The following is a 20,817-nucleotide window of genomic DNA, read 5'->3' as shown; positions in this document are numbered from 1 at the left end:
CTCTTGATTTATAGGTCCAGCGCCGCGGCCCGGTTCAGCACCAGCGGCGCTTCCTGCCCTGCCACGCCGGTTCCCGGCTGTCCCGAACCGACGCTCAACTTGTACTGCCCCGGCATCAAAGCTCGCTTGCCGTCGCGCGTGACGAAGCTGAGGTCGCGCGGCGACAGGCGGAAGCTGAGCTGGCGGCGCTCACCCGGCTTCAGGGAGACGCGCTGGAAGCCGCGCAGCGCCAGCCGCGGGGCGCCCTCGAAGCCTGGCGGCGTCAGGTAGAGCTGGGCGACCTCGTCGCCATCGCGCCCGCCCGTATTCACAATCTCCGTGGTCACCACCACGCCGTTTTCGGGTGCACCGCCGACCGTTTCGATGCGCAAGGGCGCATAGCTGAAGCTCGTGTAGCTCAGGCCCGCGCCGAAGGGATACACGGGCGTGCCCGCGTAGTAGCGGTAGGTGCGGCCCTGCATCGCATAGTCGTCGAAGGGCGGCAGGTCGGCCAGGCCGCGGTAGAAGGTCAGCGGCAGGCGCCCACCGGCATCAATCTTCCCGGTCAGCACATTCGCGACAGCCAGGCCGCCGGACTGCCCTGGATACCAGGCTTCCAGGATGGCGGACGCATTGTCCTTGGCCCAGGTCAGGTCGACCGCGCTACCGTTCATGAGGACCACCACCAGCGGCCTGCCCAAGGCCCTGGCGCGGTCGAGCAGGCGGCGCTGGTCGGCCGGCAGTTCCAGCGAGGTCTTGTCGCCGCCGGAGAAGCCCTCGGCGTTCACCGCCATCTCCTCGCCTTCGAGGTCGGAGGTCAGGCCGACCACTGCGACGATCACGTCGGCGTCCGCGGCGCCCGCCTTCAGGTCGGCGTCGACGTCCGTCGAAATCCGTTTCCAGAAGATGCCCGGCACGCCGGAGCCGCCCGTCTCGGCCTGGAAGCGCAGGGGATAGTGCTGGCCTTTTTCCAGCCGGACCTCGGTCAGTTGCAGCGGTTCGGCCCACTTCGAATAGACGGTCGCCTTGACGGCGGGCTTGCCGGCCACCGTCAATTCGCCCTGCACGCCGGAGACGCCGATGCGGTAAGCGCCACTCTCGGGCGCGACCAGGAAGCCGGTCCAGACCACCTTGTGCTGGTCGGCGACGGCCTTCAGTTCGAGCGCATGCGATTCCAGTCCGGGTTCGACGCGGCTGACAGCCGGCTTGCTGTCGTAGGCCTTGTCCTTGCGGTTGAAGTACTCGGCGCGCAGGCCCGGCTTGCCCTCGGGCGTGCGCAGGGCCGTGTTGGGAACCGGGTCGCCATCGGTGGCCGAGGCGCCGGCCGGCACCAGGCTGATGCTGGCCTGCGGCAGGACGCGGCGCAGGCCGTCGACGACCGACACCGGCGGCGCCGACTGCGTCGACGAATAATTGCCGCGCAGGACGCGGGTGGCGTCTGCCAGGGGGCCGATCACGGCCAGCTTCAGGCCGGGTTTAAGGGGCAGCACGCCGTCGTTCTTCAGCAGCACCAGGCTTTTCGCCGCGGCCTGCAGCGCCAGCTCCTGGTGCGCACCGGTGCCGATCGCGCTGACCTGCACCGGGGCCTTGCCGTCGCGCTGCGCCAGTCCGGCCAGGTCGCCGTTGCGGTAGCGTGCGGAGAACAGGCGGACCAGCGCGCGGTCGATGTCGTCCATGCCGATCAGGCCGCGCTGCCAGGCTTCGCGGTAGCGCTCGGACAGGCCGGTCGCATCGCCCAGCGTCTTGGTGTTGCACTCGTTGTCGGTCCCGGCCTTCAAGGCCACTGCAACCGCCGCCGCAGGGTCGGTCGCGTACTTGTGCTTGTCCGCGATGTCGGTCACGGCATCGCAGTCCGACACCACATAACCTTTGAAGCCCCAGGCGCCGCGCAGGTGCTCCTTCATCAGGAGTTCGCTGCCGCAGGCCGGCTGGCCGTCGATGCGGTTGTAGGCGCACATGATCGAGCCGGCCTTGGCGTCGACGATGGCGGCGCGGAAGGCCGGCAGGTAGGTGTCCTCGAGGTCGTGCCTGGACACGAACACGTCCGCCACGTGGCGGGTCGACTCCGGCCCGCTGTGCACGGCGAAGTGCTTGGGCGTGGCGATCACGTCGGGCAGGTCCGGGTTCGGGCCCTGCATGCCCTGGATGAAGGAGACGCCCAGCGTCGCCGTCAGGTAGGGGTCTTCGCCATAGGTTTCCTGGCCGCGGCCCCAGCGCGGATCGCGGAAGATGTTGATGTTCGGCGACCAGGTATCGAGGCCGGTGCCGATGCGCCCCAGATGCCCGGTCTGGCGTCCCAGCGTGTGCAGCGCGCGCACCTCGACGCTGATCGCCGCGGCCACCTGGTGCACCAGCGGCGCGTCGAAGCTTGCCGCCAGGCCGATGGGTTCCGGGAAGTTCGTGGTCGGTATCGGCCCAAGCGCGCCATGCAGGGACTCGGTCCACCAGTTATAGGCGGGGATGCCCAGGCGCGGCACGGCGGGGGCCACGTTGAGCAGCTGGTCCAGCTTTTCGTCCAGCGTCATCCGCGTCACCAGGGCGCGGGCGCGCGCTTCCGCATCCGCGCGCGCGTCGGCGCAATGGCCCGCAAGGGGGATCGCCGCCGCCAGGATCAGCGCGGCATACCGGGCCATGCGCCTGCTTGTGTTTCGGGTCTTCCTGTTCTGCATCTACGCTCCTCGCTCAATGTTATTTTTATGTTTACTGATATCGCTAACAACAGAATCGTAGCAGTAATAATGCCCACATAAACATGTGAATAACAGAAATCTCAAATTTTCATAACATTATTGTTTTACGCTCACATTTTGATATCGGACGTAAAAAAGCCACCCTCGCATGCGGGGTGGCTTTCAAGGCAGGGCTGACGAGGGATGGGTCAGCGTGTTTGTTCCTGCTCCACTTCCTTCAGCGCCTGCAGCGCCATCGCGTAGATGCCCTCGTAGGACTTGGCGGCGGCGATGAAGCGGCCGTTGTGGCAGAAGCCGGCGTCCGCCACGCCGGTGACGGCAGCCAGGTCGGCGTCGCGCAGGCCGGCCCAGGATGCCGGCAGATCGGCGCGCGCTTCGAAGGTGTCGACCGTGGCCGGCACCGTGTGCAGCATGTAGCGCTGCTCGCCGATGTTATGGCTGATGACGAACAGGACCTTCGGCATTTCCTTGCGCACCACCGAACTCCAGGGCAGCGCGCCGTTCTTCAGGTACAGCAGGCGCCCGCCTTCCAGCACCTCGGCCTGGCGCACCTGCTCCAGCGCCAGCATGGCGCCGACGCGGTACTTGACGGCGTTGGCCATCACGTCGGTGAGGAAGTCCATCGCGCGGTGGAACTGGCTCAGGCGGTAGACGTCGGCGGCCTCGCCGTAGCCCAGCCTCTCCTCGTCCATCCAGTTCGGGTTGTAGCCGGAGACCACCGCCGACATGCCGTAGCCGCCGGGCGCGTTCTTGGCTGCGCCGACGTCCGACAGATCCAGGTACTGCACGATGTCGGCGTCGATGGCATACGCGATCTGCTGGGCGGTGTCCTCGCTCAGCTGGTGGCCGGTGTGCCTGGCGGCCAGCGCGGCGACGCAGCGGCCGCCGTACTCGCGCCACACCAGGCCGGCGCTGGCATAGGGCACGCCGCTCTGGCGCGCGCCGCTGAAGCCTTTCTGGTGATGGTCGAAGCGGCCAGTGGCCGGGTCCCAGATGCCGCCGACGTCGATCACGATGTCGCCGCGGTCGATGATGGCCTGGTCGCGCGTGCGCACCAATTCGGCCTCCGGGTGCAGGACCTTGATGACGGCGACGGCCCAGGCGTCATCCGCATGGAATTTGCCGCCGTGGGTAACAATCAGCATGATCGGCCGCCGCTCTTTGTTGCTCAGTTGTTGTTCACTACGAGACGCGGTTCGCCGATCCCGAAGCGCTCGCGAATCGATTTGCCGATGCCGTGCGCGTCCAGGCCGACGGAGGCCAGCAGCACGCCCGGATCGCCGTGGTCGATGAACTTGTCCGGCAGGCCCAGGATCAGCAGCGGCTTGACGATGCCCTCGGCAGCCAGCGCTTCGGCGACGGCCGAGCCGGCGCCGCCCATGGTGCAGCCCTCTTCCACCGTCACCAGGTAATCGTGGTCCTTGGCCAGGCGCTTCACCAGCTCGACGTCGAGCGGCTTCACGAAGCGCATGTCGGCGACCGTCGCGTTCAGGCCGTCCGCAGCCTTCAGGCTCGGCGCGACCATCGAGCCGAAGGCCAGGATGGCGACGCTCTTGCCTTCGCGTTTCACCAGGCCCTTGCCGATCTCGATCGAGGTCAGCTCCTGCTGCAGGGCCGCGCCAACGCCGGCGCCGCGCGGATAGCGCACCGCCGCCGGACCCGGGTAGTGGTAGGCGGTGGTCAGCATCTGCCGGCATTCGTTCTCGTCGGACGGCGCCATCACGACCATGTTCGGGATGCAGCGCAGGTAGGCCAGGTCGTAGTTGCCGGCGTGGGTCGCGCCGTCGGCGCCGACCAGGCCGGCGCGGTCCAGTGCGAAGGTCACGTCCAGGTTCTGCAGCGCCACGTCGTGGATCAGCTGGTCGTAGCCGCGCTGCAGGAAGGTCGAGTAGATCGCCAGCACCGGCTTCACGCCTTCGGTCGCCATGCCGGCGGCGAAGGTGACGGAATGCTGCTCGGCGATGCCGACGTCGAAGTAGCGCTCCGGGTACTGCTGGTGGAAGCGCACCATGCCCGAGCCTTCGCGCATGGCCGGCGTGATGCCGATCAGGCGCTTGTCGACGGCCGCCATGTCGCACAGCCAGTTGCCGAACACCTCGGTGTAGGTGAGCTTGGACGGCGCGGTGGCGGGCTTGATGCCTTCGCTCGGATTGAACTTGCCGGTGCCGTGGTACAGGATCGGCTCGGCCTCGGCCAGCTTGTAGCCCTGCCCTTTTTTCGTGACCACGTGCAGGAACTGCGGGCCCTTCAGCTTCTTGATGTTCTGCAGGGTCGGGATCAGCGAGTCGAGGTCGTGGCCGTCGATCGGGCCGACGTAGTTGAAGCCGAATTCCTCGAACATCGTGGCCGGGACCACCATGCCCTTCGCGTGTTCTTCCAGCTTCTTCGCCAGTTCCAGCATCGGCGCCGGCAGCACGCTCTTGCCCACGTTCTTGGCGGCGGCGTAGAACTGGCCCGACATCAGGCGCGCCAGGTAGCGGTTCAGCGCGCCCACCGGCGGCGAGATCGACATGTCGTTGTCGTTCAGGACCACCAGCAGGTCGCAGTCTTCCTCGACGCCCGCATTGTTCAGGGCTTCGAAGGCCATACCGGCCGTCATCGAGCCGTCGCCGATCACGGCGATCGCCTTGCGCTTCTCGCCCTTGATCTTGGCTGCCTGCGCCATGCCCAGCGCGGCCGAGATCGAGGTCGACGAGTGGGCGGTGCCGAAGGTGTCGTACTCGCTTTCGTCGCGCTTCGGGAAGCCGGACAAGCCGTTATGCTGGCGCAGCGTCGGCATGCGGTCGCGGCGGCCGGTCAGGATCTTGTGCGAATAGGTCTGGTGGCCGACGTCCCACACGATGCGGTCTTCCGGCGTGTTGAACACGTAGTGCAGCGCGATCGTCAGCTCGACGGTGCCGAGGTTGGACGACAGGTGGCCGCCGGTCTTGGACACCGAGTCGAGCAGGAACTGGCGCAGTTCGGTGGCCAGCGGAGTCAGCTGGGTGCGCGGCAGCTTGCGCAGGTCCGCCGGGTTGTTGATGGTCTCTAGCAGTTTCATTTAGGCCTTCCGCTGCACGATCAGGTCCGCGAGTTCGCGCAGCCGCAGTGCTTGTGCTCCGAACGGCGCCAGCGCCTCATGCGCCTGCCGCCGCAGTTGTTCGGCCAGCGCCTTGGACGGCTCCAGCCCCAGAATCGATACGTATGTCGGTTTGTTGGCCGCGGCATCCTTGCCCGCGGTCTTGCCGAGGGTCGCGGAGTCCTCGGTCGCGTCCAGCACGTCGTCCACCACCTGGAAGGCCAGGCCGATGGCGCGCGCGTATTCTTTCAGTGCTTCCAGCTCCTGCGGCGCCAGGTCGCGGCCGGCCAGCGCCCCCAGCAGCACCGAGACGCGCAGCATGGCGCCCGTTTTGAGCTGGTGCATGCGCTCGAGTTCTTCCAGCGTCAGCTTGAAACCGACGCTGTCGAGGTCGATCGCCTGGCCGCCGCACATGCCCTTGGTGCCGGCGGCTTCGGCCAGCAGGCGCAGCATCGTCACGAGGCGGGCCGGCGCCACGTCTTCGCTACCAGCGAGCACTTCGAAGGCCTGGGCCTGCAGCGCATCGCCGGCCAGCAGCGCGGTCGCTTCGTCGTAGGCCACGTGCACGGTCGGCTTGCCGCGGCGGAGCGCATCGTCGTCCATGCAGGGCATGTCGTCGTGGACCAGCGAATACACGTGGATCATCTCGACCGCGCAGGCTGCACGCGCCACCGCATCCTCGCCGGCGCCGAACAGCTCGCCGGCCGCATAGGCCAGCAGCGGGCGCACGCGCTTGCCGCCGCCCAGCGTGGTATAGCGCATCGCCTCATGCAGCTTGGCCGGCACAGCGCCGGCCGCGGGCAGGAAGCGGCCGAGGGCATCCTCGGTTCTCGCCTGCACACCTTCCATCCAGGCGCGGAAATCCGGCTGCGGGCTCATGGTCGAGCTCATTCGGCGTCCTCGCCGTCCGCGCTGAAGGGCTTGAGCATTTCGCCTTCGAGCACCTTGACCTGGGATTCCACCTTTTCCAGCTGGGCCGCGCAATAACGCACCAGTTCGGAGCCGCGTGCATAGGCGGCCACCGAGGCTTCCAGCGGCAGTTGCCCGCCTTCCATCTGCGTGACGAGCTGGGCCAGTTCGGCCATCGCCTGCTCGAAAGACTCAGGTGGAACCGCGGCCGGCGCTACGGCGCTCTCCGCGCTTGTTTTATTTGGCATAATGATTCGATCGGTTCGGGGCTTGGCTTGCCTGGCGACATGTGCGATGGCACTTGCGCGAGGCGCGACAGTCTAATCGCTTATTGTAAACAATCCTACCCCTGCATGACGCCGCGACTGCTAGCGGCATCTGTAAGCAAAGAGACACATTTTATCGCAAAGCGCCCGGCGATTCATGAAAACGATGCCTTCCAGGCAATTTTTAAGCACGCATGCACCACAGCCTGTTGGAAGCAGCGCAAAACCGTCGCGAGCGGAAGCAGTTTTGGGCGAGAAGCGGAGCTGTACTCCGTACAGCGAGCATCGCAGGCCGAAAATGCGACGCGCAGCAGGTTTTTCGCCGCTTCCACGTGCGGGACCACGCCCCTACTGATCCTTTACAGGCTATAATCTCCGGTTCTGTCTCCGAAATACCGTATTCCGTTCTTTAGATGAGCGAGAAAAGCCATAGGTTTTTCGCCGCTCCGGAAATGCTGGTTCTCGGATTCTTTCTCTTCTTTGGCTGAAATCTGTAAAGGGGGGTTGGGATGTCCGATCTGGCTACCCACGCCAAGCTGGCGCGCTCGTGCGCGCAGCTTCCGGTAAATGTCTACTTCGATCAGGCGCTGCTGCAGCGCGAAATGCGGGAACTGTTCCTGAAGGGGCCCCGCTACGCCGGGCATGAGCTGATGGTGCCCGAAAAGGGCGATTTTGCGACCCTGAAATCGGAGAACGAGGGCCGCATGCTGGTGCGTAACGCACAGGGCATCGAACTGATGTCGAACGTCTGCCGTCATCGCCAGGCGCTGATGTTCAATGGCCGCGGCAATGCCAAGAACATCGTCTGCCCACTGCACCGCTGGACCTACGACCTGAAGGGCGAGCTGATCGGCGCACCGCATTTTGCCGACACGCCCTGCCTGAACCTCTCGAAGACGCCGCTGCAGAACTGGAACGGCCTGCTGTTCGAACAGAACGGCTACAACGTCATGGACAAGCTCAAGCACTTGTCGGTGACGAAGGACCTCGATTTTTCGGGCTACATGTTCGACCATGTGGAAGTGCACGAGTGCGACTACAACTGGAAGACCTTCATCGAGGTCTACCTGGAGGACTACCACGTCGAGCCCTTCCATCCGGGCCTGGGCAATTTCGTCAGCTGCGACGACCTGCGCTGGGAGTTCGGCACCGACTACAGCGTCCAGACCGTGGGCGTGCACCGCGGCCTGCAGAAGTCCGGCTCGCCGGCCTATAAAAAGTGGCAGGAACAGGTCCTGAAGTTCAACAACGGCCAGGCGCCGAAGTATGGCGCGATCTGGCTGACCCTGTACCCGAACATCATGGTCGAGTGGTATCCGAACGTGCTGGTGGTGTCGACCCTGTGGCCGATGGGCCCGCAGAAGACCCGCAACGTGGTCGAGTTCTACTACCCGGAAGAGTTCGCGCTGTTCGAGCGCGAATTCGTCGAAGCCGAGCGCGCGGCCTACATGGAAACCTGCGTCGAGGACGACGAGATCGCCCTGCGCATGGATGCCGGCCGCAAGATCCTGCTGGACCGCGGCGTCAACGAAGTCGGCCCGTATCAATCGCCGATGGAAGACGGCATGCAGCACTTCCACGAATGGTACCGAAGTAAACTCGACGCACTCCCGCCAGGACTGTAATGCCAGCTTTATGGATGTTGTTTGCCAGCTTCGCGTTTGCCGCCATGGGCGCGGCAGTGAAGCTGGCCTCCCCGTTCTACTCCACTTCCGAAATCGTGATGTACAGGGGCCTGGTCGGTACCCTCATCCTGTTCTTCACGATCCGCCTGCAGGGCGGCACCCTCAAGACCGTCTTCCCCCGCGAACACCTGATCCGCAGCCTGGTCGGCGTGGTCTCGCTGTGGATGTGGTTCTACGCGATCGGCAAGCTGCCGCTCGCCACCGCCGTCACCCTTAATTACATGGCGCCGATCTGGCTCGCTACCTGGATGTTCTTCATGGGCTGGTGGCATGCCAAGGGCCAGACCGAATGGCCGCTGGTGGTGGCGATCGCCATGAGCTTCGTCGGCGTGACCCTGGTGCTGCGGCCGGCGGTCGAGACCAACCAGTGGCTGGGCGGCCTGGTCGGCGTGATGTCCTCGATCATTTCGGCGATGGCCTATATGCAGGTGCGTAACCTGGGCCAGAAGGGCGAGCCCGAATACCGCGTGGTGTTCTATTTTTCGCTGACCACGACCGTGGCGGGCTTCTTCGGCACCCTGCTCGAGAACGGCGCGAGCGCCCCCTTCCACGCACACACCTGGCACAGCTTCCTTCTGCTGCTGGCGATCGGCATCCCCGGCCTGCTGGCCCAGATGGCGATGACGCGCGCCTACCGCTACGGCAAGGTGCTGGTGGTGGCCAACCTGCAGTACACCGGCATCATCTTCTCCAGCCTGTGGGGCATGCTGCTGTGGGGCGACGTGTTCGACTGGCACGTGTGGCTGGGGATGGGCGTGATCCTGGCCTCCGGCATCGCCGCGACGTTCTACAATACGAAGAGTACGGCGCGCGGCGCCGTCGTCAAGGATACCGATCCCATCGCCAGCGAACTGTAAGGAGACCACGACCATGTTCACCACCCTGATCGAAGCCGCCGCCCTGGCGCCCCATGTCAACGACGCCGGCTGGGTGATCGTCGACTGCCGCCACGACCTGGTGAACCTGGCCGCGGGCCGCGAAGCCTATGCGGCCGGCCACCTGCCGAAGGCCCTGTTCGCCGACATGGAACATGCGCTGTCGGGCGCCAAGCGGGACAACAACGGCGCCTTCCGCGGCCGCCATCCGCTGCCGGAAAAGGACGCCTTCATCGAGCTGCTGCGCAGCTGGGGCGTGAACGACGGCACGCAAGTCGTAGCCTACGATGCCCATGGCGGCATGTATGCGGCGCGCCTGTGGTGGATGCTGCGCTGGGTCGGCCACGAAGCCGTGGCGGTGCTGGATGGCGGCGTGCCGGCATGGCAGGCTGCCGGTCTGCCCTTGTCTACGGATGCCGCAGCCCCGCGCGCCCGCGGCGCCATCTCGGCGCGCGAAGCGCTGGTGACGACGGTGGACGTCAATACAGTGCTGCACAACGTGGAGCATGGCGGCCGCCAGGTGGTCGACGCGCGCGCGCCGGACCGCTTCCGCGGTGAGAACGAGACCATCGACCCGGTCGGCGGTCATATCCCCGGCGCGAAGAACCGCTTCTTCAAGGACAACCTGCAGGCGGACGGCCGCTTCAAGGCACCGGAGCAGCTGAAGGCGGAACTGGGAGTGGCGGTGGGCGATCCGAAGAAGGCCATCATGCAGTGCGGCTCCGGCGTCACGGCCTGCCACAACCTGCTGGCGCTGGAAGTGGCCGGCATGCCGGGCGCAAGCCTGTATCCGGGATCGTGGAGCGAGTGGAGTGCGGACGCGGCGCGCCCGGTTGCGACGGGAAATAGATAATCGTAGGGTGGGCACCCCGTGCCCACGATAGCGATCAGCGGCTCATATCGTAGGGCGCTGGCAGGAAGTCTGCCAGCGTAAATACGAGGACCGACAGCACCAGGATACCGAGTACATAGCCGAACCGCGACGGCTTCTCGCGCAGTGCCACAACCACTTGATTGACCAGCCTTGCCATTGCTGCCTCCACATAGCGAACGACTCAGGATAGGCCGGTTCGAATTCCTATGTCAATAACAAGGCGCAATAATCCTCAGTGTCCGTGCGTCAGGAACAGCACGATGACCACACCCAAACCAATCAGCAGCACCTGCGGAATCGACTCGCGCACGGTGGCGCGGCGCTGCATCTGCGGCATCAGGTCGCTCACGGCGATGTAGATGAAGCCCGACGAGGCGAACACCAGCACGTAGGGAATCAGGCCGCTGGCTTTGTCGAGGGTGTAGTAGCCGAGCACGCCGCCAACCACCGCCAGCAGGCTGCATAGCAGGTTGAAGACATAGGCGCGCACGCGCGAGAAGCCCGCGTTCAGCAGCACGATGAAGTCGCCGATCTCCTGCGGAATTTCGTGCGCGATGATGGCGACGCCGGTCACGATGCCCAGCTGCGGATTGGCGAGGAAGGCGGCGGCGATCAGGATCCCGTCCGTGAAGTTGTGCATGCCGTCGCCGATCAGGATCATCCATCCGGCCTTGCCCGCCTGGTGCGCGTCATGCCCATGCGCGTGATGGTGGCCGTCGCCCTCGTGGTGGTGCGAATGGCGCAGCAGCGCCACCTTCTCCAGCAGGAAGAAGGCCAGCAGGCCGCCGAGCAGGGTCGCGAACAGACCGCGCGGGTCGACACCCGACTCGAAGGCCTCCGGCAGTGCGTGCAGCAGCGAGGTCGCCAGCATGATGCCAACCGACAGGCTGACCATGCGCTCGACGACCTTGGCCAGCAGGGTGAAGGAAAACACCGCGGCAGCCGTGATGCTGACGACGCCCGCCAGGCCGGTTGCCAGCAAAATGGAAATGAGAACGGGGTCGATCGTGAAGCCTCTTGTTGTTCTTGGTGCGCCGCATGCGGGCGCCAGCCCGGCATTTTACCGTGCCGGGCCGTAAGGCGTGCGAATCAGGCCACGCCGTGCTGCTTGAACCAAGTTAGTGCGCGCGTCCAGCCGTCCTTCGCATCCTTCTCGTTGTAGCTCGGGCGGTAGTCGGCATGGAAGGCGTGGCCGGCGTCCGGGTACACCACGAACGCCGACTTGCTGGAACCCTTGGCCAGCGCCGCCTTCATCTTCTCGACGGTGTCGAGCGGGATGCCGGTGTCCTTGGCGCCGTACAGGCCGAGCACCGGCACCGTCAGGCTCGGGGCGATGTCGACCGGGTGCTTCGGCGTGTTCGCCGTGGCGTCGCCTTGCAGGCGGCCATACCAGGCCACGCCGGCCTTGACCTTGGGGTTGTGGCTCGAGTACATCCAGGTGATGCGCCCGCCCCAGCAGAAACCGGTGATGCCCAGCTTGTCGACGTTGCCGCCGTTTTTCGCGGCCCAGGCCACGCAGGCATCGAGGTCGCCCATCACCTGCGCGTCCGGGGTCTTCGAGATGATGTCCTTCATCAGGGTGGCGATGTCGGCGATCTTGGACGGGTCGCCCTGGCGCACGAACAGCTCCGGCGCCAGCGCCAGGTAGCCCTGCTTGGCGAAGCGGCGGGCGACGTCGGCGATGTGCTCGTGCACGCCGAAGATCTCGGAAATCACAAGGATCACCGGCAGATTCGATTTGCCCTCGGGCTGCGCGCGGTAGACGGGAACGGTCTGGCCGTTCACGTTCAGGTTGACGGTGCCGGCGGTCAGTCCGGCGGTATCGGTCTTGATCACGGACTGCGCCGCGACCGGCAAGGTGGCGGCGGCAAAGCCGGTGCCCAGCGCTACTTTCAGGAACTCGCGGCGGTCGACGCCATCGGCAAACGGGGAATCGGCTACCAGGCTGTCGCCGTCTTGTACGAGGTCTTTCATGGGCAATCCTCCGGTCGGGGTAACAAAGGATTGCTATCTTAACAGCGAGCAGGGAGCCGCGCCGCGTACTGCACAGCCAGCGTCAAGCGGAGGAAAGAACTGCAGAGTTGACAAGAAGTAAAGATGCTTTTTTGCTATTGATTACAGTTAGCAAACGTCTCGAACGGCGACGCATCTTTTCACAGGAGTCTTATTCATGAAGCTTGTCAGCATGAAGGCCGGCCTTGCAGTCCTGGCGCTTGCCGGCGCAGCGGCAGTTCCCGCATACGCCCAAACCAATGCATCCGCTTCGCTCACCCTGGTCCGTTATGAACTGGTCGACCTCGACCTGACCGATTGCGTGACGCCTTGGCTGAGCTTTCAGGAAACCCCGGGGTTATGGTCTCAGGCGAGCATCTATCCGGGATCGTCATCGGACGCTTTTCCTCTGGCCCAGTCGACCCAGTGGTCGAGTGGCATCGCCGAGCTCCAGCGCGGCGCATACAGCGCCTGGGCCCAGGCAGAGCCGACCGGCCTGTTCTCTTCCGTTAGCGGCGGCCCGAACCTGGTCTCGTCGAGCACGCTCATGCACTACACGTTCACGCTATCGCCGAATACCGGCGTGAACTTCTTCGTTTACACGGACCTCGACACAGCGGCAGGAGGCGGCGCCAACCTCGCTGTCGCGGGCTTAAAGCTCAGTGTCGGCAGCGAGAGGCCCCCGGTGACAGTACGCGACGTCAGGGATGGCGACGCGTACAGCGGCTATCTGACCACCTCCGCCGATGTGTATGGGACCGACGCGGTGCAAGGCACGTTCTGGATGACCACCATTACCGAAAGCTTCGCCGCGCCGGTGCCGGAGCCTGCGGCGCCGGCCATGCTCGTTGGCGGCCTTGCGCTGCTTGCCTTTGGGCGGCGGCGCATTCGTTAATGCGCTTCCTCCCAGTTCGCCCCCACCCCGGTCTCGGCCACCAGCGGCACCTTCAAGGTCGCCACGCCCGCCATCAGCTCCGGCAGCTTCTGCTTGACCAGTTCCAGCTCGGCTTCCGGCACATCCAGCACCAGTTCGTCGTGCACCTGCATGATCATGCGGGTGCCGAGATTTTCCTTCTCGAGCCAGTCCTGCACCGCGATCATCGCCAGCTTGATCAGGTCCGCCGCCGTGCCCTGCATCGGCGCGTTGATCGCCGCGCGTTCGGCGCCGGCGCGGCGCGGGCCGTTCGGCGAATTGATCTCCGGGAGCCACAGGCGGCGGCCGAACACGGTCTCGACGTAGCCGCGGGCCTTGGCCTGCAGGCGGGTCTCGTCCATGTACTGCTTGACGCCGGCGAAGCGCTGGAAGTAGCGCTCGATGTAGTTGCTGGCGGCGCCGCGTTCGATGCCCAGGTTCTGCGCCAGGCCGAAGGCGCTCATGCCATAGATCAGGCCGAAGTTGATGACCTTCGCATAGCGGCGCTGCTCGCTCTCGACGTCTTCCGGCGCCACGCCGAAGATCTCGGCGGCGGTGGCGCGGTGGATATCTTCTCCTGCGGCGAACGCACGCAGCATCGCTTCGTCGCCCGAGATGTGGGCCATGATGCGCAGCTCGATCTGCGAGTAGTCGGCCGACACCAGCACGCTGCCCGGGTTCGCGATGAAGGCTTCGCGGATGCGGCGGCCTTCGGCGTTACGCACCGGGATGTTCTGCAGGTTCGGGTCGTTCGAGGCCAGGCGGCCGGTGATCGCCACCGCCTGCGCGTAGTTGGTGTGCACACGGCCCGTGTTCGGGTTGACCATCTTCGGCAGCTTGTCGGTGTAGGTCGACTTCAGCTTGGACAAGCCGCGGTGCTCGAGCAGGATCTTCGGCAGCGGATAGTCCTCGGCCAGCTTCTGCAGCACCTCCTCGTCGGTCGACGGGGCGCCGGTGGCGGTCTTCTTGATCACCGGAAGCTGGAGCTTGCCGAAGAAGATCTCGCCGATCTGCTTGGGCGAACCGAGGTTGAACGGGCCGCCGGCCAGTTCGTAGGCCTGCTGCTCGAGTTCCGCGATGCGCACCGCCAGTTGATTCGATTGGGTTGCCAATTTGTCGGCGTCGATCAGCACGCCGTTGCGCTCGATCTTCTGCAGCACCACGGAGGTCGGCAGCTCGATCTTGCGGTAGATGAAGTTCAGGCCCTCGTCGTTTTCGACGTGGCCGATCATGGTCTGGTGCAGGCGCAGCGTGATATCCGAATCCTCGGCCGCGTATTCGGTCGCGCGTCCCAGCTCGACCTGGTCGAAGCAGATCTGGTTCACGCCCTTGCCGCACACGTCGACGAAGGGAATCGTGGTGTAGCCCAGGTGGCGCATCGCCATGGTGTCCATGTCGTGCGGCTTGTGCGACTCGAACACGTAGGACTGCAGCAGCGTGTCGTGGACGATGCCGCGCAGCTTGACGCCGTGATTCTCGAAGATGTGGGCGTCGTACTTCAGGTTCTGGCCCAGCTTGGGCTTGTCCGGGTTTTCCAGCCAGGGCTTCATGCGCGCCAGGACTTCCTCGCGGTTCAGCTGCTCGGGCACGCCGGCGTAGCGGTGCGCCAGCGGGATGTAGGCGCCCTTGCCTGCTTCGACCGACAGCGAGATGCCGACCATCTGCGCCGTCATCGGGTCGAGCGAGGTGGTCTCGGTATCGACCGAGGTCAGTGCAGCCGTGTCGATTAGCGCCAGCCAGCGCTCGAGCGCTTCCATGGTGGTGACGGTCTCGTACTCGCCCTTGATGATGGGCATGCCGGGAAGCGTGGCGTCAGCCGCGCCTTCCGGCGAATTGAACAGGGTCGCCTGGGCAGGCTGGGTGCCGGGCGTGACGAAGCGTCCCGGGTTGCCGCTGTTCGGGCCCAGTTCGCGCAGCATGGTCTTGAAGCCGTAGCGCTGGAAGAAGTCGCGCAGCGCCTCCTTGTCTTCCGGACGGCCGACCAGCGATTCCTCGATCGACACCAGGTGGCCGGCGAGGTCGCAGTCGGTCTTCACGGTGATCAGCTCGCGGCCTTTCGGCAGCCATTCCAGCGCCGCCTGCAGGTTGGCCCCGACCGCGCCGCCGATGGTGTGCGCGTTCTCGATCACGCCATCCAGCGAGCCGTGCAGGGTCAGCCACTTCACGGCCGTCTTCGGGCCGCACTTGTTCACGCCGGGGACGTTGTCGACGGTGTCGCCGATCAGGGTCAGGTAGTCGATGATGCGGTTCGGCGCCACGCCGAACTTGGCCAGCACGCCGGCTTCGTCGAGCTTCTCGTTGCTCATCGTATTGATCAGCATGACCTTGTCGTTGACCAGCTGGGCCAGGTCCTTGTCGCCGGTCGAGACCACGGTGTTCATGCCGCGCGCGGTGGCTTGAAAGGCCAGGGTGCCGATCACGTCGTCGGCCTCCACGCCTTCGACCATCAGGATCGGCCAGCCCATGTAGCGCACCACCTCGTGGATCGGTTCGATCTGCTTGCCCAGGTCTTCCGGCATCGAGGCGCGGGTGGCCTTGTATTCGGGGTAGAGATCGTCGCGGAAGGTCTTGCCCTTGGCGTCGAACACGCAGGCGATGTAGGCGGCCGGGAAATCGGCGCGCAGGCGGCGCAGCATGTTGACCATGCCGTGCATCGCACCGGTGGGGTGGCCGTCGGGGCTGCGCAGGTCGGGCAGCGCGTGGAAAGCGCGGTACAGGTAGCTGGAGCCGTCAACGAGAAGCAGGGTATTGTCCATGTAGGGTCTTGATGAGCAAAAGGGGATCGCGCCGGGCACGGCAAGGTGCGCCATTATCGCAGAATCGGGAGTCCCTTCCATATGGGGCCGGTTCACACTTTTCACATGCTTTTTACTGGCGGGCAGCGCTGTTTGTTACAATGAACCAAACGACAAAGGTGACCATCATGCCACGCATTACCTCCCGCCCGCCCCTCCTCGCTCTGCTTCTGGCCGCGCAGGCCGCGCTGGTTGGCTCAGCGTCGGCTCAGTCGACCCAGCCGGCGCCGCCGCAATCGAACCAGAACCAGGCGCCGCCCAAGCTGGAGCGGATCCAACCGGGCAGCGATGTGCCGGCTACCAACCTCCCCTCGCGCACCCGTACCCAGATCAAGGAAACGCGCGACGGCGGCCAGGTCACCGAAGTCGAAGTCAACAGCAGCGGCAGCCACTACTACATGAAACCGAACAACCCGCCGGGCAACGCCGTGCCGGGTAGCGCCAGCGGCAATTCAATCCGCGCGCCGCAATGGAAAGTGGGCGAATTCGACTTGTCGGGCAAGCGCAAGGCCGCCAACGAGACCGGGACCAATACCCCCGCCCCGGCCGACGTACCGCCGCCGCCACCATTACCGGCCGGCACCCCCGACAAGAAATAAGGACCGGCCGCCTCCGATGCGGCCGCCACAGCACCCATACTTTTTCGTGAACGATGGCAGTTTTCACCTCGGTCACACTGGACGACCTCAGCCAGTGGATCAAGCAGTTTCCTTTAGGTAAGGCCCTGGCGCTCAAAGGCATCGCCAGCGGCATCGAAAACAGTAATTTCTTCCTGACGACCGAGCGCGGCGAATTCGTCCTGACGATCTTCGAGAACCTCGATTTCGAGCAGCTGCCCTTCTACGTGCAGCTGATGCGTCATCTGGCGGAGCGCGGCGTGCCGGTACCGGCGCCGGTGCCGAACCAGCAGGGAGAACTGGTGGTGGCCTTGCACGGCAAGCCGGCCACCATCGTCAGCAAGCTCGAAGGCAGCTCGCAGATGGATCCGCAGCCCGTGCATTGCGCAGAAGTGGGCGCCACGCTGGCGAAGATGCACCTGGCCGGCCAGGACTTCGCGCTGCGCCAGCCGAACCTGCGCGGCCTGGACTGGTGGATAGACACCGTGCCCAAGGTCCTGCCCTTCCTCGACCCTGACACCGCCACGCTGCTGGAATCGGAGCTGGCCTTCCAGCGCGCCTTCGCGGCCGGCCCGGTCTACGCCCAGCTGGCCCAGGGCCCGGTGCACGCCGACCTGTTCCGCAACAACGTGATGTTCGTCGGCGAGCGCCTGAGCGGCTGCTTCGACTTCTATTTTGCGGGCTGGGACAGCTGGCTGTTCGACGTCGCCGTCACCGTCAACGACTGGTGCATCGATCTCGACAGCGGCCGCCTGGACCAGGAGCGCGTGCTGGCCCTGACCCGCGCCTACCACGCGGTGCGCCCCTTCACCGCGGCCGAAGTCCAGGCCTGGCAGCCCATGCTGCGCGCCGCGGCGCTGCGCTTCTGGCTGTCGCGCCTGTACGACCTGCACCGTCCGCGCGAAGCCGAGATGCTGACGCCGCACGATCCCACCCACTTCGAACGCGTGCTGCGCGAGCGCATCGCGGTTCCCGCGCCAGGTCTCACCGCATGAACAATCTGCCCGCACTGACCGGCTGGGCGTGGCTGAAACGGGGCATGGCCCTGTTCCGCAAGCAGCCCGCCGCCCTCATGTCCCTGCTGTTTGCGAACATCCTGCTGGCCATCGGCATCAGCGCCCTGCCCTTCATCGGCCCGGTGCTGGTGGTGGTCCTGATTCCCTCGTTTTCGATGGCCTTCATGCAGGCCTGCCTGCTGATCGACAATGGCGACCGCGTGACCCTGGGTGTGCTGCTGACGGGCTTTCGCAAGCCTGCGCTGGCGGGCCTGTGCAAGGTCGGGGTGATCTACCTGGGCGTGTTCCTGGTGCTGGCTCTCGCCACGCTGCTGATCGCGCCGGAGTCGCTGCGCCAGCTGCCGGGCGACATCAAGATCGGACCCGGCGACAAGCTGCCGTTCACGGCGTCCGACTTCATGGCGGCCCTGGGCCTGCTGGTCCTGGAGACGGTCCTGCTGCTGTCGCTGTGCTTTGCCGCCCCGCTCACCTACTGGAAGCAGATGGGCCCCGGCAAGGCCACCTTCTACAGCTTCTTCGCCGTGCTGCGTTCGGCGCGGGTGTTCGGCGTCCTGCTGCTGTGCTGGTTCGGCATCTTCCTTGCCGCCACCTTCCTGGTGGTGAACGTGTTCAGCACGATCATGCTGGCGCAGGTCGTGCTGATGTGGCTGATGTTCCTGTTCATCCTGTTCTGGCAGTGCGCGATCTATGCCGGCTACCGGGACATCTTCGGCAATCCGGCTGCCGACAAGGATCTGCAGGCGGCGTGAGAGCGTGGGCACGGGGTGCCCACGTCACCTTACCGTGGAATCTTCTCCAGCTTGGCTACCGACAGGTCGAGCATCTTCATGCCCGCGCCGCCGAAATTGATCAGGGCGCGCGGGCTGCCCGCCCCGCCTTCGATGTTGACGATCACGCCCTCGCCGAAGCGCGCGTGCGCCACCTGCTCGCCGATACGCCAGCCGATGCCCTTGTCACTGCTGGATTTCTGCGTGATCTGCTTGGCGATCTGATTGTCGCTGCCGCCCTCGCGGAAATTCGCATCGTCCCAGGCGGTGGTCGCGTTGCGGCCGCCGAACCACTTGGTCTGCACCCGCGGCGACAGCCACTTCAACGATTCTTCCGGCAGCTCGTCGAAGAAGCGCGACTTCATGTTGAAGCGGGTCTGGCCGTGCAGCATGCGCTGCTGGGTAAAGCTCATGTACAGGCGCTTGCGCGCGCGCGTGATCGCCACGTACATCAGGCGCCGTTCCTCGTCCACGCCATCCAGCTCGCGCGAGCTGCTCTCGTGCGGGAACAGGCCTTCTTCGAGGCCGGTGATGAAGACGGCGTCGAATTCCAGGCCCTTGGCCGAGTGCACCGTCATCAGCTGCATGGCGTCCTGCCCGGCCTGGGCCTGGGCGTCGCCCGCTTCCAGCGAGGCGTGGGCCAGGAAGGCCGACAGCGGCGACATCACGGTCGCCAGCGGCGCGTCGGCGTCCAGCAGCTCGATGCCGTCGACGTTGACGATGGCGGTGCCGCTGCTCGCCTGGGACTGCGGCCCCAGATGCGCCGGCGCCTGCACGCCGAAGCCCTCTTCCTGCACGAAGTGGGTGGCGGCGCTGACCATCTGCTCCAAGTTCTCGATGCGCTCGGCGCCTTCCTTTTCCTTGCCGTAGTGGTCCAGCAGGGTGCTGCGTTCCAGCACCACCTTCACCATCTCCGGCAGCGGCAGCTGCTGGGTCTCGAAGCGCGCGCTTTCGATCAGCTTGACGAAATTGCCCAGCGACGTGCCGGCCTTGCCGCTCATGTGGGGCACCGCCGCGTACAGCGACACGCCATAGCTGTCGGCCGCCATCTGCAACTGCTCGATCGAGCGCGCACCGATGCCGCGGGTCGGGAAGTTCACCACGCGCAGGAAGGCCGAATCGTTGTGCGGATTGTCCATCAGCTGCAGGTAGGCGATCGCGTGCTTGACCTCGGCGCGCTGGAAGTAGCGCAGGCCGCCGTACACGGTGTACGGGATGCCGGCCGCGAACAGCGCATGCTCGATCACGCGGCTCTGCGCGTTCGAGCGGTACAGGATCGCGATCTCGCTGCGCGACATGCCCTCGGCCATCAGGCTCTTGGCTTCGTCGATAATCCACTGCGCTTCTTCCAGGTCGGACGAGGCTTCGTAGATGCGGACCGGCTCGCCCTGCCCGGCGTCGGTGCGCAGGTTCTTGCCGAGACGCTGCTTGTTGTTGGCGATCAGGTAGTTGGCGGTGTCGAGGATGTGGCCGTGCGAGCGGTAGTTCTGCTCCAGCTTGATCAGGTTCCTGACCTCGAAATCGCGCTCGAAAGCCTGCATGTTGCCGACGTTGGCGCCGCGGAAGGCGTAGATGCTCTGATCGTCGTCGCCCACTGCGAAGATGGCGCCGCCGGCCGGCTCATTGTGCCCCGCCAGCAGCTTCAGCAGGTTGTACTGCAGGTCGTTCGTATCCTGGAACTCGTCGACCAGGATGTGGCGGAAGCGCATCTGGTAATGCTGGCGCAGCGGGTGATTACGCTGCAGCAGCTCATAGGCGCGCAGCAGCAGTTCGGCGAAATCGACCACGCCTTCGCGCTGGCACTGCTGATCGTAGGCGTCGTACAGCTCGACCATGCGCTTTTGCACGTGGTCGTAGGCTTCGCAATCGGCGGCGCGGCGGCCATTGTCCTTGGCGTTGTTGATGAAGTACATCAGGTCCTTCGCCGGGTACTTCTCGTCATCGACATTCAGCGCCTTCAGCATGCGCTTGATCATCGACAGCTGGTCCTGCGAATCCAGGATCTGGAAACTCTGCGGCAGCGCGGCGTCGCGGTGATGGGTGCGCAGCAGGCGGTTGCACAGGCCGTGGAAAGTGCCGATCCACATGCCGCGCGTGTTAATCGGCAGCATCGCCGACAAACGGGACAGCATTTCCTTCGCCGCCTTGTTGGTAAAGGTGACCGCGATGATGCCGGCCGGCGAGACCTGGCTGGTCTGGATCAGCCAGGCGATCCGGGTGGTCAGCACGCGCGTCTTGCCCGAGCCGGCGCCGGCCAAAATCAGGGCGCTCTGGGAGGGCAAGGTGACGGCAGCGAGCTGTTCGGGATTCAGATTGTCGAGGAGATTCATGCGGGCATTATAAACGTCGGGATGGTCCGGAGCAGGCTTTCGGCCGCAAAT

17 protein-coding genes are annotated in these 20,817 nt (G+C 65.2%); 7 read left to right on the top strand and 10 right to left on the bottom strand.

All coding sequences use genetic code 11. From position 1 onward, the window contains the following. Positions 1-8: 8 nt before the first annotated feature. The 5 genes from AC07PE_RS12950 to AC07PE_RS12930 all read right to left on the bottom strand — a co-directional run bounded on the left by AC07PE_RS12950 (position 9) and on the right by AC07PE_RS12930 (position 6,884). Positions 9-2,612, bottom strand: a complete 2,604-nt coding sequence (locus tag AC07PE_RS12950) for a glycoside hydrolase family 3 C-terminal domain-containing protein (protein WP_498764969.1) — start codon at positions 2,610-2,612, stop codon at positions 9-11. A gap of 245 nt (positions 2,613-2,857) precedes the next feature. Then, positions 2,858-3,814 carry an MYG1 family protein gene (locus AC07PE_RS12945; protein ID WP_498764967.1) on the bottom strand — a complete coding sequence of 319 codons (957 nt, stop codon included), beginning with the start codon at positions 3,812-3,814 and terminating at the stop codon, positions 2,858-2,860. Between the two features lie 23 nt (positions 3,815-3,837). After that, entirely contained in the window at positions 3,838-5,709 is a 1,872-nt protein-coding gene (dxs, locus tag AC07PE_RS12940) for a 1-deoxy-D-xylulose-5-phosphate synthase (protein ID WP_498764965.1), read from the bottom strand. Continuing rightward, positions 5,710-6,618: a polyprenyl synthetase family protein gene (locus AC07PE_RS12935; RefSeq protein ID WP_498764963.1), complete on the bottom strand. Its 909-nt coding sequence runs from the start codon at positions 6,616-6,618 to the stop codon at positions 5,710-5,712. Further along, positions 6,615-6,884 carry an exodeoxyribonuclease VII small subunit gene (locus tag AC07PE_RS12930; RefSeq protein ID WP_498764961.1) on the bottom strand — a complete coding sequence of 90 codons (270 nt, stop codon included), beginning with the start codon at positions 6,882-6,884 and terminating at the stop codon, positions 6,615-6,617. Before AC07PE_RS12930 ends, AC07PE_RS12935 begins: the two co-directional genes overlap by 4 nt. A gap of 527 nt (positions 6,885-7,411) precedes the next feature. Here AC07PE_RS12930 and AC07PE_RS12925 point away from each other — a divergent pair. Genes AC07PE_RS12925 through AC07PE_RS12915 form a run of 3 tightly spaced genes read left to right on the top strand, consistent with a single transcriptional unit; the run spans position 7,412 to position 10,315 of the window. Beyond that, a complete protein-coding gene (locus AC07PE_RS12925) occupies positions 7,412-8,527 on the top strand; it encodes an aromatic ring-hydroxylating oxygenase subunit alpha (RefSeq protein ID WP_498764959.1) in 1,116 nt (371 codons plus the stop codon). Further along, entirely contained in the window at positions 8,527-9,444 is a 918-nt protein-coding gene (locus AC07PE_RS12920; RefSeq protein WP_498764957.1) for a DMT family transporter, read from the top strand. The genes AC07PE_RS12925 and AC07PE_RS12920 overlap by 1 nt, the downstream gene beginning before the upstream one ends. 13 nt (positions 9,445-9,457) lie before the next feature. Further along, on the top strand, positions 9,458-10,315 hold the full coding sequence (locus tag AC07PE_RS12915) for a sulfurtransferase (RefSeq protein WP_498764955.1): 858 nt from the start codon (positions 9,458-9,460) through the stop codon (positions 10,313-10,315). A gap of 34 nt (positions 10,316-10,349) precedes the next feature. On the opposite strand, the gene AC07PE_RS12910 is transcribed toward AC07PE_RS12915, so the two are convergent. The 3 genes from AC07PE_RS12910 to AC07PE_RS12900 all read right to left on the bottom strand — a co-directional run bounded on the left by AC07PE_RS12910 (position 10,350) and on the right by AC07PE_RS12900 (position 12,310). Further along, positions 10,350-10,493 (bottom strand): hypothetical protein, encoded by a 144-nt coding sequence (locus AC07PE_RS12910; protein ID WP_498764953.1) that lies wholly within the window; start codon positions 10,491-10,493, stop codon positions 10,350-10,352. A 75-nt stretch (positions 10,494-10,568) separates the two neighbouring features. Continuing rightward, on the bottom strand, positions 10,569-11,318 hold the full coding sequence (locus AC07PE_RS12905; protein ID WP_498764951.1) for a ZIP family metal transporter: 750 nt from the start codon (positions 11,316-11,318) through the stop codon (positions 10,569-10,571). 107 nt (positions 11,319-11,425) lie between these two features. After that, positions 11,426-12,310, bottom strand: coding sequence for a dienelactone hydrolase family protein (locus AC07PE_RS12900; protein ID WP_498764948.1), 885 nt, complete (start codon positions 12,308-12,310; stop codon positions 11,426-11,428). Positions 12,311-12,506: 196 nt separating this feature from the next. Between AC07PE_RS12900 and AC07PE_RS12895 the strand changes: the two genes are divergently transcribed. Further along, positions 12,507-13,223: a PEP-CTERM sorting domain-containing protein gene (locus AC07PE_RS12895; protein WP_498764946.1), complete on the top strand. Its 717-nt coding sequence runs from the start codon at positions 12,507-12,509 to the stop codon at positions 13,221-13,223. On the opposite strand, the gene polA is transcribed toward AC07PE_RS12895, so the two are convergent. Continuing rightward, on the bottom strand, positions 13,220-15,997 hold the full coding sequence (gene polA, locus AC07PE_RS12890) for a DNA polymerase I (RefSeq protein ID WP_498764944.1): 2,778 nt from the start codon (positions 15,995-15,997) through the stop codon (positions 13,220-13,222). The two genes, AC07PE_RS12895 and polA, sit on opposite strands and share 4 nt — an antisense overlap. A gap of 167 nt (positions 15,998-16,164) precedes the next feature. Here polA and AC07PE_RS12885 point away from each other — a divergent pair, with 167 nt between their 5' ends. Genes AC07PE_RS12885 through AC07PE_RS12875 form a run of 3 tightly spaced genes read left to right on the top strand, consistent with a single transcriptional unit; the run spans position 16,165 to position 18,418 of the window. Next, positions 16,165-16,635, top strand: a complete 471-nt coding sequence (locus AC07PE_RS12885; protein WP_498764942.1) for a hypothetical protein — start codon at positions 16,165-16,167, stop codon at positions 16,633-16,635. Between the two features lie 53 nt (positions 16,636-16,688). Next, positions 16,689-17,648, top strand: coding sequence for a homoserine kinase (locus AC07PE_RS12880; protein WP_498764940.1), 960 nt, complete (start codon positions 16,689-16,691; stop codon positions 17,646-17,648). Beyond that, on the top strand, positions 17,645-18,418 hold the full coding sequence (locus AC07PE_RS12875; RefSeq protein ID WP_498764938.1) for a BPSS1780 family membrane protein: 774 nt from the start codon (positions 17,645-17,647) through the stop codon (positions 18,416-18,418). The genes AC07PE_RS12880 and AC07PE_RS12875 overlap by 4 nt, the downstream gene beginning before the upstream one ends. A gap of 29 nt (positions 18,419-18,447) precedes the next feature. On the opposite strand, the gene AC07PE_RS12870 is transcribed toward AC07PE_RS12875, so the two are convergent. After that, positions 18,448-20,766 carry a UvrD-helicase domain-containing protein gene (locus AC07PE_RS12870; protein WP_498764936.1) on the bottom strand — a complete coding sequence of 773 codons (2,319 nt, stop codon included), beginning with the start codon at positions 20,764-20,766 and terminating at the stop codon, positions 18,448-18,450. Positions 20,767-20,817: the final 51 nt, after the last annotated feature.

It is taken from the genome of Telluria sp. GW821-FHT07G12, from assembly GCF_059418525.1.
This window is presented reverse-complemented; position numbering and strand designations above follow the sequence as displayed.

Bases quoted from the DNA above. Each gene is read 5' to 3' on its own strand.
- AC07PE_RS12935 (WP_498764963.1), bottom strand. From the start codon at position 6,618: ATGAGCTCGACCATGAGCCCGCAGCCGGATTTCCGCGCCTGGATGGAA.
- AC07PE_RS12875 (WP_498764938.1), top strand. From the start codon at position 17,645: ATGAACAATCTGCCCGCACTGACCGGCTGGGCGTGGCTGAAACGGGGC.
- AC07PE_RS12950 (WP_498764969.1), bottom strand. From the start codon at position 2,612: ATGGCCCGGTATGCCGCGCTGATCCTGGCGGCGGCGATCCCCCTTGCG.
- AC07PE_RS12925 (WP_498764959.1), top strand. From the start codon at position 7,412: ATGTCCGATCTGGCTACCCACGCCAAGCTGGCGCGCTCGTGCGCGCAG.
- AC07PE_RS12915 (WP_498764955.1), top strand. From the start codon at position 9,458: ATGTTCACCACCCTGATCGAAGCCGCCGCCCTGGCGCCCCATGTCAAC.
- AC07PE_RS12945 (WP_498764967.1), bottom strand. From the start codon at position 3,814: ATGCTGATTGTTACCCACGGCGGCAAATTCCATGCGGATGACGCCTGG.
- AC07PE_RS12880 (WP_498764940.1), top strand. From the start codon at position 16,689: ATGGCAGTTTTCACCTCGGTCACACTGGACGACCTCAGCCAGTGGATC.
- AC07PE_RS12930 (WP_498764961.1), bottom strand. From the start codon at position 6,884: ATGCCAAATAAAACAAGCGCGGAGAGCGCCGTAGCGCCGGCCGCGGTT.
- AC07PE_RS12910 (WP_498764953.1), bottom strand. From the start codon at position 10,493: ATGGCAAGGCTGGTCAATCAAGTGGTTGTGGCACTGCGCGAGAAGCCG.
- polA (WP_498764944.1), bottom strand. From the start codon at position 15,997: ATGGACAATACCCTGCTTCTCGTTGACGGCTCCAGCTACCTGTACCGC.
- AC07PE_RS12885 (WP_498764942.1), top strand. From the start codon at position 16,165: ATGCCACGCATTACCTCCCGCCCGCCCCTCCTCGCTCTGCTTCTGGCC.
- AC07PE_RS12870 (WP_498764936.1), bottom strand. From the start codon at position 20,766: ATGAATCTCCTCGACAATCTGAATCCCGAACAGCTCGCTGCCGTCACC.
- dxs (WP_498764965.1), bottom strand. From the start codon at position 5,709: ATGAAACTGCTAGAGACCATCAACAACCCGGCGGACCTGCGCAAGCTG.
- AC07PE_RS12920 (WP_498764957.1), top strand. From the start codon at position 8,527: ATGCCAGCTTTATGGATGTTGTTTGCCAGCTTCGCGTTTGCCGCCATG.
- AC07PE_RS12895 (WP_498764946.1), top strand. From the start codon at position 12,507: ATGAAGCTTGTCAGCATGAAGGCCGGCCTTGCAGTCCTGGCGCTTGCC.
- AC07PE_RS12900 (WP_498764948.1), bottom strand. From the start codon at position 12,310: ATGAAAGACCTCGTACAAGACGGCGACAGCCTGGTAGCCGATTCCCCG.